This window comes from Caballeronia sp. LZ065 (assembly GCF_031450975.1).
Lineage (GTDB): Bacteria > Pseudomonadota > Gammaproteobacteria > Burkholderiales > Burkholderiaceae > Caballeronia.
Map to the genome: position 1 here is coordinate 1,150,452 of NZ_JARUXV010000004.1, position 10,870 is coordinate 1,161,321.

Here is a 10,870-nt window from a genome sequence, read left to right on the forward strand (position 1 = left end):
TTATTCGCTCATTTCAAAACCCGTTGCCGCGCCTTGATATGTGATATATCGTATTTCAGCGCATGACGGGAGCCGCTCGTTCCGTTTTCGCGCCATTCCCATCAGAGGATTCTGGAGACGAAATGAATATCCACGAATATCAGGCGAAGGCACTGTTGCGGCAGTACGGCGTCACGGTGCCGGAGGGTCGCGTCGCCTTCACCGCGCAGGAAGCCGCCGACGCCGCCAGCGCCCTCGGCGGGCCCGTCTGGGTCGTCAAGTCGCAGATTCACGCGGGCGGGCGCGGCGCGGGCCGCTTCTCGAACGACCCGGAAGGCAAAGGCGGCGTGCGCGTCGTGAAGTCGGTGGAAGACGTGCGCGAGAACGCGCGGAAGATGTTGTCGTCGGTGCTCGTGACCAAACAGACCGGGCCGGCGGGCCGGGAAGTGAAGCGTCTGTATGTCGAGGAAGGCTGCGACATCGCGCGGGAACTCTATCTCGGCATGCTTGTGGATCGCGCGACATCGCGCATCACGATCATGGCGTCGACCGAAGGCGGCATGGAGATCGAGGAAGTCGCACACCGCACGCCGGACAAGATCCTCAAGGTCGCGATCGATCCGGCTACCGGCCTGCAGCCGTTCCACACGCGTCAGATCGCTGTCGGGCTGGGGCTCAACGGGAAGCAGGTTAAAAGCGGCATCGACGTTCATTTCGGCGCTGTACCGCGCGTTCGTGGATCTCGATGCGTCGATTGTCGAAGTGAATCCGCTGGTGGTGACCGGCTCGGGCGACGTGATTGCCCTCGACGCCAAGCTCAATTTCGACGACAACGCGCTCTACCGTCACCCGGACATCGAAAAACTGCGCGACGAAGACGAGGAAGATCCCGCTGAAATCGAAGCGGCGAAGCACGGCCTGAACTACGTGAAGCTCGACGGCAATATCGGCTGCATGGTGAACGGCGCCGGGCTCGCGATGGCCACGATGGACATCATCAAGCTCTATGGCGGCGAGCCGGCCAACTTTCTCGATGTCGGCGGCGGCGCGACGCAAGCGCGCGTCGCGACGGCGTTCAAGCTGATCCTGCGCGATCCCAAGGTGCGCGGCATCCTGGTCAACATCTTCGGCGGCATCATGCGCTGCGACGTGATTGCGCAAGGCGTGGTCGCGGCCGCGCGCGACATCGACCTGAGCGTGCCGCTCGTCGTGCGCCTGGCCGGCACGAACGTCGATGCAGGCCGCGAGATTCTGCGCACGTCCGGCCTCACCATCATTCCCGCCGACAACCTCGCCGATGCCGCCGACAAGATCGTCAGCGCCGTCGCCGGCGCACGTCACTGAGGAGCACACCGACATGAGCGTTCTGATCGACAGAAACACCAAAGTGATTTGCCAGGGCTTTACCGGCGCGCAGGGCACGTTTCATTCGGAACAGGCGGTCGCGTACGGCACGCGCATGGTCGGCGGCGTGACGCCGGGCAAGGGCGGCACGACGCATCTGGATCTGCCGGTGTACGACACGGTCGCGGAAGCCGTCGCCCGCACTGGCGCCGATGCCTCCGTGATCTACGTGCCGCCGCCCTTCGCCGCCGATGCCATCCTCGAAGCCATCGATGCGCACGTGCCGCTGATCGTCTGCATCACGGAAGGCATTCCGGTGCTCGACATGCTGCGCGTCAAGCGCGCGCTGAGCGGCTCGGCCAGCCGGCTCGTCGGGCCGAACTGTCCGGGCGTCATCACGCCGGGGCAATGCAAGATCGGCATCATGCCGGGCCATATTCATCAGCCGGGGAAGATCGGCGTGGTGTCGCGGTCGGGCACGCTCACGTATGAAGCCGTCGCGCAGACCACCGCCGCCGGGCTCGGGCAGACGACGTGCATCGGCATTGGCGGCGATCCGGTGAACGGGACGAACTTCATCGACTGCCTGTCGCTCTTTCTGGAGGACGACGCCACCGAGGGCATCATCATGATCGGGGAAATCGGCGGATCGGCTGAGGAAGAAGCCGCGCAGTTTCTCAAGGACGCGCGCACGAAGAAACCGGTGGTCGGCTTCATCGCCGGCACGACCGCGCCGCCGGGACGCCGCATGGGTCACGCGGGCGCGATCATCTCGGGCGGCTCCGGCACCGCCGGGGCCAAGATGGATGCGATGAAATCGGCGGGAATACGCGTGGCGGATTCGCCCGCGGCGCTCGGCGAAACGATGCTGCGCGCGATGCGTTAGTCGCCCCGGACGCGCGGCGGGGTCGGCCAGATTCCGCCGTCATGGATTGTGTCAGTCGGTGTGAGCAGAAGTCGTAACCTAAGGATTCCGTCCGACGATCCCGGCTTCGACATGACCCGCTTCCCCTCTGGTGCAATCGCCGCCGCGTTGGCCCTTTCGGCACTCAGCCGGGAGGCGCCAGCGGTTTCCCTCAGTCCTTCCTTTAACGATAGCGCTTCGTCCGTGCGCTTCGAAAGCAACGGCAACGCCAATATCGCGGGTCCGCCCGATGCCGCCGTGGCGTCGCGTGGGGGCATGAGCACCCGTTGCAAGGAACTGGCCTCGTCGATTGCCGCGGCGACGGCATCGCCCGAAAGACGGGTCGAAGTGAACGTCAGCAAGCTCGACGATCAACGCTTCGTCACGCAGTCCGTTCGCGACACGCGCGGCGAGCTCGAAGCGCAATCGATGAGTTCCGGTCGTCCGAAGCCTTGATGGCAGCGCACATCAAAAAACAAAGGCCGCCTGACAAACGCCAGGCGGCCTTCCGTCACAACCGAACCATCCAGTCCGACGATCCGACGATCCGACGATCAGTCCAGAAAGTCGCAATTGGCCTCGACGAACGCGGCCAGATCGAGCGAATGCTGCTTCACGAGCCGCTCGACGAGTTCGGTATCGCGTTTCTCGAGCGCCTCGATGATCCGCATGTGATCGACGATCGAACGCGATGCGCGGTCGCTCTGCGCGATCGTCATTTTGCGGATGGCGCGCACGTGCACGAAGATGTTCTTGATGGTGTCGAAGATGATCTCCGACTTCGACAGCCGCACGATCGCCGAGTGAAACGCGATATTCGCTTCCGAATATTCGTCGATGTGTTCGGCCGGCGTGGAATCGCGGAAGTTGTCGAACATATGGCGCAACTGGGCGATTTCCTCGTCCGATGCGCGCTGTGTGGCCAGTCGCGCCGCCATGCTCTCCAGCGCCGCCCACATGTGGATCATCTCGACGATTTCGCGCTTCGTCTTGCGCAGGATATACACCCCGCGGCGCGGCACCGTGCGCAGAAAACCTTCCTGCTCCAGCAGTGTCATGGCCTCGCGAATGGGCGTGCGAGACACGCCCAGCGCTTCGGTCAGCTCTTTTTCGTCGAGACGGATCTCTTCCCGCGAACGGTAGATGTCCGCCTCGGCAATAGCCTGCCGCAGCTTGGCATACGCCTGGTCGCGCAGCGACACCGTGGCGTTGATCGGCTCCAGCGAGAGCGTGAGTCCGGAGGTGCGGACTTCCGGCCGTTCTACCGATTGAGTATCAGATGGCATTGATGGCTTGATTTCCCAAGTGCGGACGGCCAGCGTCGATACGCTTGCCCGAGCCGCCGTTCTGATCGTCCGCCGCGAGACCGGCAAAGCGACCGTGATTCTGCGCGCGCTGCAGCATGCTCTGCGGCACCGCCGATGCAATCATAAACGTAACACCCATACCCACGGCAACCAGCGCAAAACCGACGACAACCAACAGGGCGATGCTCATTTCAGGCTCCGGTCAAATCACTCAAGAGCCCTCAGTATATGTTGCGTCGCAACAAGACGCAACATATTTTGCATCTTGTATATCAGAAACAACGCTGGCACCGTAAAGGCAGTTTAGGCCGCTTTCTGCGGCTGCGGGGGCGACACGGGCTTCGCGGTGCCCTGGTTCACGCCTTCGCGCAGCTTGATCAATGCGAGAACCGCATCGAGCATCGGCGTTTCGACGTGCACCAGGCGGCCGATTTCCTGCACGACGGTCATCAGCGGATCGATTTCCATGGGCCGTTTGGCCTCGCAGTCCATCAGCATCGAGGTCTTGTGCGCGCCCACCGCGCCCGCGCCGTTGATGCGGCGCTCCACGTCCACCCTGAAATTCACGCCGATCCTGTCGCCGATGGCCTTCGCCTCCAGCATCATCGCCTTCGAAAGCGCGCGGGTGCCGGGATCGCTGGTGAGGACGTCGAGCGTCGCGCCGGTGAGCGCGCTGATCGGGTTGAAGCAGAGATTGCCCCACAGCTTGAGCCAGATTTCGTCGCGGATGTTGTCGCGCATCGGCGCTTCCATGTCCGCCTTCGCCATCAGATCGTGCAATGCCTGCAAACGCGGCGTGATCTCCCCGCTCGGCTCACCGATCGGAAACTTCTTGCCGTAGTGATGTTCGATGACGCCCGGCTCCGCGATTTCCGCCGCCGGCAGCAGCACGCAACCGATGGCACGCTCCGGCCCGAACACATCCCATTGCCGTCCGCCTGGATCGACGCTTTGCAGCTTCGTGCCTTCGAGTTCGTTGCCGTGCTTGTAGAAATACCAGTAAGGCAGGCCGTTGACCGCAGTGACGATCGCCGTGTCGGGGCCGAGCAGCGGCGGAATCAGGTCGACGACGCCCGGAATCGAGTGCGCCTTGAGCGCGATGATGACGAAGTCTTGCGGGCCGAGTTCAGCGGGATTGTTCGTGCAGCGCACCTTGACGGTGTGCTCCTCGCCATCGATACGCAGCTTGACGCCCTGCGCCTGCATGGCCGCGAGGTGCGGCCCGCGCGCGACGAAACTAACATCGGCTCCCGCGCGTGCCAGTTGCGCGCCCATATAGCCGCCGATCGCACCGGCGCCGTATACGCAGATCTTCATGGTTCGTCTCCTGTTTGTAGCTTGATCCCTTCTGATATACAAGATACTACATTCCGTATGGAGCTGGAACAAGGCGTAAAGCGCACCGGCAAGCACGCCAAAACCCGCATGCGCCGTGAACGCTGCGAGTTGCAAGGACGAATGAAAGACGCCGCTCAGGCTTCGGCGATCTGACCGCTGCCGACAGTATGCGACGCCGATGCGATGACGTGTGACCACACGCTCGCCGCGCTGGCGCGCAGCGCGTGGCCGCGACGGCGCACCAGCACCAGCGCGCGTGCGGTGGCGGGAATGAGAGGAAGGAGATGAAGCGCGGCGGGATCGCAGGCCGTGCGCGCGTGCATCGGCAGAACGCCGACGCCGAGGCCGGCCGCGGTCATGTGCGCAATCGCCGACGCCTGGGTGAAGCGCTGCCGCACCGCGCCGGTCACGCCGTGCAGCGCCAGCGCGGCCTCGATGGCGGCGAGGCTGCCGGTGTCGTCGTCGAGCAGCAGCAAGGGCGTGCAGCGCAGCTGGCGCCAGTCGAGCGCGGCGACCCCGGCCCATCGATGCGACATCGGGACCACCGCCGCGAACACGTCCGGATACAGCGGCTCGGCGGACAGTTCGTCCAGCGTCTCGGGCGCAATGACGAGGCCCATATCGGCCTCGCCCGAGCGCACGAGCTGGAGCACGGCGTTTTGCGGACGGTCCAGTACGACGACCGTGACATGCGGAAGACGCGCACGGCACGAGGCCAGCATCGCGGGCAGCAGGCTTGCCGCCAGTGCGCCGCTGCACGCGAGATTCACGACGCCTGGCTCGGCGCCGGATTGGCCGTGCGGCCGCAGCGTCGCCTCCAGTTCCTCGACGAGCGGCGCGACCCGCGCGAGCAGCTTGCGGCCCGTATCGGTGAGCGTGACGTGACGCGTCGTGCGATCGAAGAGCCGCAGCGCGATTTCCTCTTCGAGCTCGCGAATGCCTCGGCTGACCGCCGATTGCGTGACGCCGGATGCATCGCCTGCGCGGGTGAAACTGCGATGCCGCGCCAGCGTCACGAACAGCCTCAGTTGATGCAGCGAGACACTGAGCGCCGGCGCGGCATGATCGCTCGATTCGTCCAGATCGCTCATGCCTGCGCCGCGCTGCTTACTGCACCGTCTTGTGCGATCCGTCCCAGCCGGCCTGGAACGACGCATTGACCGACGATTCACTCGAAGCCTGCGCCACCGTATTGTCGATCCAGCGCTTTCTCATCGGCGCGAGCACGAACTTGGCGCACAGCCCGGCCGCGATCGACGTCACGGCCGCCGCGATGAACACCGCGTTCCACGAGCCGATCGACGCAAGCACCGACGCCAGCGGCACCAGCATCGACGCCGTGCCTTTCGCGGTGTACAGCGTGCCGGCATTCGCGGCGGCATACTTGCTGCCGAAGGTATCGGCGCAAGTTGCCGGGAAGATCGAGAAAATCTCGCCCCAGCACAGGAAGGTCAGCGCCGCGAACAGCATGAAGAGATACGGGTTGTGGCCGAACTCCATCAGCCCGAGCAGCGCAATGCCCTCGCCCAGGAAGATGATGAACATCGTGTTTTCACGGCCGATCTTGTCGGAGATGAAGCCGCACAACGGACGCGTGAAGCCGTTGCACAGATTGTCGATCGACAGGGTCATCGCGAGCAGCGGCAAGGTGATGCCGAACAGGTTGACCGGCATTTTCGCGAAACCGTATTCCTTGGCGATCGGCCCGAACTGCGCGGTCGCGATCACGCCGCCCGCCGCGACGAACACGAACATCAGGTACAGCACCCAGAAGATCGGCGCGCGCACCATCTGGCTCGTGGTGTAGTCGATCTTCGTCGCGACGATACGCTTCGCCGGAACGATGCCCGCCGGCGGCTTCGGCCGCACCAGCATCAGCGCGAGCACGAAGATGCAGACGCCCTGCAGGATGCTGAAGAACATGAACGCATGCTCATAGCCCGAGCGCTGGATCATGTTCGAGATCGGAATCACCGTGACCGCCGCGCCCGCGCCGAAGCCGGCCGCCGTCAGTCCCGCCGCGAGGCCGCGTTTGTCCGGAAACCACTTGAGCGCCGTGCCCACGCAGGTCCCGTACACGCACCCCGCGCCCACGCCCGCCACGACCGCGCCGATGTAGAGATGCACGAGGCTGGTCGCGTGCGCGTCGATGATCCAGCCGAGCGCCGCGCAAAGCGAGCCGCCAATGACCACCGGCCGCGGCCCGAACTTGTCGACGAGCCAGCCTTCCACGGGCACGAGCCAGGTTTCGGTGACGATGAAGATGGTGAAGGCGGTCTGGATCGCCGCCTGACCCCAATGGTGCTTGGCGTCCATTGGCACGACGAACAGCGTCCATGCGTACTGCAGGTTGGCGACCAGTCCCATGCAGAGAATGCCGATCACCAGCTGAAACCATCTGTTGTGATGACGCCCGTGCGATTGCCCGGACACAACCGTGTCTGCGCTTGCCATGTCTGTCTCCGTTGTCTTTTCCAGCGCTCGTACGGCGCTTGATGTGCTGCGAGAAGCCGGCGCGACGCGTCGGCGGCGGGCGGTCGGTCAGGAGAAGGGTTCGGTCCAGGCGGCGTGGGCGGGCGGCCGCCGGTCTGTCTGCGTGCGGCGCGGGGCGCGCGCGATGAAGCAGGCGATCGATTCGCACATCGGGCAAACATCCGCGTCAGGCGATCGAAGAATCATGTCGAGCGATTCCCAGTTGAGTCCGGGTGATTCGAACCAGCCTTTGCAGGCTTCGCATGCTGCTGATTGATCCTGCTTGATGCGTGCTGCGGTGATGCGGGGCGCTTCTGTTCTGCCGCGCGAGCTTCGGTCGATGCCTGGGGCCAGCATGGCCGGTCGCGCTCTCTGTGACTGTCCGCCTTACAACTCACGGAGACGTGAAAGCATCGTGGGGGAGAAAAACGATTAAGGAAAGTTAGAAAAAATTATTGTATAAATTCAGTATCGTTAATGGATGAGGGATTGCCGTGCTCCGCAACGCCACCCTGCGTCAATTGAAGATCTTCGAAACCGTCGCTCGGCGACTGAGTTTTTCCCGCGCCGCTGAAGAGCTGTACCTCACGCAGCCAGCGGTGTCGACGCAGGTGAAGCAACTCGAAGAGCACGCAGGACTGCCGTTGTTCGAGCAGTTGGGCAAGAAGATTTACCTGACGCCGGCCGGCGACGAAATGCTTCATCATAGCCGTGCAATCCTGGAGCAATTCCGCGAAGCCGACGACGCCATGGCCCGCCTCAAGGGTATTTCCGGAGGCACGTTGAATGTCGCGGTCATCAGCGCCGGCGATTACTTCTTTCCGCGTCTGCTCGCCGCCTTCACGCTGCGCAATACGGACGTGCGGCTCAATCTCGCCGTTCACAATCGCGAGGAGCTGCTGCACCAGCTCTCCGACAATCTCACCGACCTGGCCGTCATGGTGCGCCCGCCGCGCGACATGGATACCGTGAACGTATCGTTCGCGCCGCATCCCTATGTGATCGTCGCGCCGCCGGATCATCCGCTCGTCGGGCGGCGTGATCTACCGCTGGAGGCGCTGGCCGACGAGCCGTTCATCGTCCGCGAGCGCGGCTCCGATACCTGGAATTCGATGGAAGAAGGCTTCGCCGGGCGCCTGACGAAGCTCAACGTGGCAATGGAAATCACCAGTACGGAGACCATCAAGCAGGCGGTGATCGCCGGCATGGGGCTCAGCTTTCTTTCGGCTCATACCATCAGCATGGAGTTGCAGATGGGCAAGCTGGCGGTGCTCGATATCGAGGATTTTCCGGTGATGCTCAACTGGTTCGTCGTGCATCGCAACAACAAGCGGTTGCCGCCGGTCGCGCTGGCGTTCAAAGATTTCCTGATTCAGGAAGGCGCCGCGCAGATCGAGGCGATCACGCAGATCGTCGCCACGACGGGCAAACCGAACGCATAAGGTTTGATCAATACATACCCGAAGAAAGTTTAACTGTCGTGTATGGATCGATTTTTCTATCCTGCCATGAAGCCCCCTCGGCCAACAGGAGACGATCATGATCCATGCAACGCACGGCGATGACCGCGAAGTTCAGGCGCAGGTCTGCGCATTCAATACGGCTTTTGAAGAACTCGATCTGATGTTCCGCTGGGACGCGCAGACGTACCGTTCGCTGGCCTCCGCGGACAGCGACTACGGCAAGCTCGCGCATTACATCGAGATGCATTGTCCGCATCTCCTGAAGGCGTACAGCGCTGAATTCCTTTGCCAGGCTATCGTGGAGCGAAAGAACTCGATGGTCGAGGCCTGCCGGCAGAACACCGTTCAGTATGAAGACAGCGCACAGCGCGCGCGGCTCTGGCGGGCGCGCGACCGGAAAGCCGCGCAGTTCTGAGTTTCTCTCGCAACGAAAACGGGCGGCCCGACATTCCGGGCCGCCCGTTCTGCATTCAGCGCGTTCAGGGCGCGAGAGCCACCCAGACTGCCTTGGGCTCCGTGAAGTTTTCGATCGCGACGTCGCCGTGCTCACGGCCGAAGCCGGAGTCGCCGCTGCCGCCCCACGGCAGCCGCACGTCGGTGTAGCCGTAGGTATTGATCCAGACGGTGCCCGCCTTCAATCCGGCCGCCATCCGGTGCACCCGCCCGATATCCGCGCTCCACACGCCCGCCGCGAGGCTGTACGCGGTGCCGTTGGCGATGCGCAGCGCGTCGGCTTCGTCGTCGAATGGAATCACGCTGGCCACCGGTCCGAAAATCTCTTCCTGCGAGATCCGCATCTCGTGCTCGACGTTGGCGAACACCGTCGGCTCGATGAAATAGCCGCGCTCGCCGACACGTCGTCCGCCGGTCACGAGCGAGGCGCCCTCGCCCTTGCCGATATCGACGTATTCCAGAATCGCCTTCATCTGCTTGGCGGAGATGACGGGGCCCATGTTGGTTTCGCGTTGGGTGGGATCGCCAAGTTTGATGGTGCGGGCACGTTGCGCGAGCCGCTCGACCACCTCGTCGTACACCGCGCGCTGGGCCAGGATGCGCGAGCCCGCCGAACAGACCTGCCCCGCGTTGAAGAAGATGCCCGATGCCGCCGCGCGCACGGCGCCGTCGAGATTGGCGTCGGCGAAAATGACATTGGCCGACTTGCCGCCCAGTTCGAGCGTGACGCGCTTGAAGTTGCCCGCGGCGCCCTGCAGGATGCCGCGTCCGACCGACGGCGATCCGGTGAACGTGACCTTGTCGACGCCCGGATGCGCGACCAGCGAATCGCCGACGACCGAGCCTTTTCCAGTCACGATATTGAGCACGCCGGGCGGAACGCCTGCTTCGAGCGCCAGGCGGCCGAGCATCAAGGCGGACAGCGGCGTGATCTCGGCGGGCTTCACGATCAGCGTGCACCCGCAGGCGAGCGCCGGAGCGATCTTCCACATGCCGATCATCAGCGGGAAGTTCCACGGCACGATCGCCGCGACCACACCGACCGGCTCGCGCACGGTATAGGTCAGCGCATCGGGCCGCGCGGGCACGACCTGACCGTTGATCTTGTCGCACCAGCCGGCGTAGTACGCGAGTGTATCGATGGCGGCGGGAACGTCCTGACGCTGCACCGCCGCAATGGGCTTGCCGCCGTCGAGACTTTCGATTGCGGCGAGTTCGTCCTGATTCTGGCGCAGCAGTTCGGCGAACTTCATCAGGATGCGGCCGCGTTCGGCTGCGCGGATCGCGTTCCAGGGTTTCAATGCGGCGCGCGCAGCCTGTACCGCGCGATCGACATCGGCGGAGGTGCCCTGCGCGACCTGGGCAATCGGGTTTTCGGTGGCCGGATCGAGGTTGGTGGAATAGTCGCCGCCGCCCGGCGGAATCCACTCGCCGTTGATCAGCAATTCATAGCGCTTCAGGTCAGTCTTGCTTTCCATGTCTCGCTCCCTGTGCTTTTCCAGACTCCGTCATGGTGGGCCAGAAAGACCATTCATGAAAGCAAGACATTCTTATCGTTCATATAGAGCGGGATGAATGGATGGACCCTTGGCAAGGCGCCCTGACAACCT

General features: G+C 63.6%; 11 protein-coding genes and 1 pseudogene. 6 read left to right on the forward strand and 6 right to left on the reverse strand.

Going from position 1 to position 10,870, the window contains the following annotated elements; all coding sequences use genetic code 11:
- Positions 1-122 precede the first annotated feature (122 nt).
- From sucC to QCE63_RS31855, 3 genes and pseudogenes are all read left to right on the forward strand, one after another.
- Positions 123-1,323, forward strand: a pseudogene (gene sucC / locus QCE63_RS31845) (ADP-forming succinate--CoA ligase subunit beta).
- Between the two features lie 13 nt (positions 1,324-1,336).
- Positions 1,337-2,209: a succinate--CoA ligase subunit alpha gene (sucD, locus tag QCE63_RS31850; RefSeq protein ID WP_309838635.1), complete on the forward strand. Its 873-nt coding sequence runs from the start codon at positions 1,337-1,339 to the stop codon at positions 2,207-2,209.
- Between the two features lie 111 nt (positions 2,210-2,320).
- Positions 2,321-2,683: a hypothetical protein gene (locus tag QCE63_RS31855; RefSeq protein ID WP_309838636.1), complete on the forward strand. Its 363-nt coding sequence runs from the start codon at positions 2,321-2,323 to the stop codon at positions 2,681-2,683.
- A 98-nt stretch (positions 2,684-2,781) separates the two neighbouring features.
- Here the strand turns inward: QCE63_RS31855 and QCE63_RS31860 are convergent, their stop codons facing one another.
- The 5 genes from QCE63_RS31860 to oxlT form a co-directional block, all read right to left on the reverse strand.
- Complete coding sequence (locus QCE63_RS31860; protein WP_309838637.1) at positions 2,782-3,513, reverse strand: GntR family transcriptional regulator; 732 nt, start codon at positions 3,511-3,513, stop codon at positions 2,782-2,784.
- The gene (locus tag QCE63_RS31865; protein WP_309819341.1) at positions 3,503-3,724 is read right to left on the reverse strand and encodes a hypothetical protein; all 222 of its coding nucleotides are present in this window, start codon (positions 3,722-3,724) and stop codon (positions 3,503-3,505) included. The genes QCE63_RS31860 and QCE63_RS31865 overlap by 11 nt, the downstream gene beginning before the upstream one ends.
- Before the next feature lie 113 nt (positions 3,725-3,837).
- Positions 3,838-4,851: a 2-dehydropantoate 2-reductase gene (locus QCE63_RS31870; protein WP_309838638.1), complete on the reverse strand. Its 1,014-nt coding sequence runs from the start codon at positions 4,849-4,851 to the stop codon at positions 3,838-3,840.
- 155 nt (positions 4,852-5,006) lie between these two features.
- Positions 5,007-5,963: a LysR family transcriptional regulator gene (locus QCE63_RS31875; protein ID WP_309838640.1), complete on the reverse strand. Its 957-nt coding sequence runs from the start codon at positions 5,961-5,963 to the stop codon at positions 5,007-5,009.
- 16 nt (positions 5,964-5,979) lie between these two features.
- Complete coding sequence (gene oxlT, locus QCE63_RS31880; RefSeq protein ID WP_309838642.1) at positions 5,980-7,326, reverse strand: oxalate/formate MFS antiporter; 1,347 nt, start codon at positions 7,324-7,326, stop codon at positions 5,980-5,982.
- On the opposite strand from oxlT, the gene QCE63_RS31885 reads away from it, so the two are divergent.
- The 3 genes from QCE63_RS31885 to QCE63_RS31895 all read left to right on the forward strand — a co-directional run bounded on the left by QCE63_RS31885 (position 7,310) and on the right by QCE63_RS31895 (position 9,222).
- The gene (locus QCE63_RS31885) at positions 7,310-7,621 is read left to right on the forward strand and encodes a hypothetical protein (protein WP_309838643.1); all 312 of its coding nucleotides are present in this window, start codon (positions 7,310-7,312) and stop codon (positions 7,619-7,621) included. The two genes, oxlT and QCE63_RS31885, sit on opposite strands and share 17 nt — an antisense overlap.
- Before the next feature lie 217 nt (positions 7,622-7,838).
- A complete protein-coding gene (locus tag QCE63_RS31890) occupies positions 7,839-8,786 on the forward strand; it encodes a LysR family transcriptional regulator (RefSeq protein ID WP_309838644.1) in 948 nt (315 codons plus the stop codon).
- A gap of 97 nt (positions 8,787-8,883) precedes the next feature.
- The gene (locus tag QCE63_RS31895) at positions 8,884-9,222 is read left to right on the forward strand and encodes a hypothetical protein (RefSeq protein WP_309838646.1); all 339 of its coding nucleotides are present in this window, start codon (positions 8,884-8,886) and stop codon (positions 9,220-9,222) included.
- Positions 9,223-9,286: 64 nt separating this feature from the next.
- On the opposite strand, the gene QCE63_RS31900 is transcribed toward QCE63_RS31895, so the two are convergent.
- Positions 9,287-10,738 carry an aldehyde dehydrogenase family protein gene (locus tag QCE63_RS31900; RefSeq protein ID WP_309838648.1) on the reverse strand — a complete coding sequence of 484 codons (1,452 nt, stop codon included), beginning with the start codon at positions 10,736-10,738 and terminating at the stop codon, positions 9,287-9,289.
- Positions 10,739-10,870 lie beyond the last annotated feature (132 nt).

What these genes read in the sequence shown, in the direction of transcription:
- sucD (WP_309838635.1), top strand. Translation starts at nt 1,337, where the DNA reads ATGAGCGTTCTGATCGACAGAAACACCAAAGTGATTTGCCAGGGCTTT.
- QCE63_RS31855 (WP_309838636.1), top strand. Translation starts at nt 2,321, where the DNA reads ATGACCCGCTTCCCCTCTGGTGCAATCGCCGCCGCGTTGGCCCTTTCG.
- QCE63_RS31860 (WP_309838637.1), bottom strand. Translation starts at nt 3,513, where the DNA reads ATGCCATCTGATACTCAATCGGTAGAACGGCCGGAAGTCCGCACCTCC.
- QCE63_RS31865 (WP_309819341.1), bottom strand. Translation starts at nt 3,724, where the DNA reads ATGAGCATCGCCCTGTTGGTTGTCGTCGGTTTTGCGCTGGTTGCCGTG.
- QCE63_RS31870 (WP_309838638.1), bottom strand. Translation starts at nt 4,851, where the DNA reads ATGAAGATCTGCGTATACGGCGCCGGTGCGATCGGCGGCTATATGGGC.
- QCE63_RS31875 (WP_309838640.1), bottom strand. Translation starts at nt 5,963, where the DNA reads ATGAGCGATCTGGACGAATCGAGCGATCATGCCGCGCCGGCGCTCAGT.
- oxlT (WP_309838642.1), bottom strand. Translation starts at nt 7,326, where the DNA reads ATGGCAAGCGCAGACACGGTTGTGTCCGGGCAATCGCACGGGCGTCAT.
- QCE63_RS31895 (WP_309838646.1), top strand. Translation starts at nt 8,884, where the DNA reads ATGATCCATGCAACGCACGGCGATGACCGCGAAGTTCAGGCGCAGGTC.
- QCE63_RS31900 (WP_309838648.1), bottom strand. Translation starts at nt 10,738, where the DNA reads ATGGAAAGCAAGACTGACCTGAAGCGCTATGAATTGCTGATCAACGGC.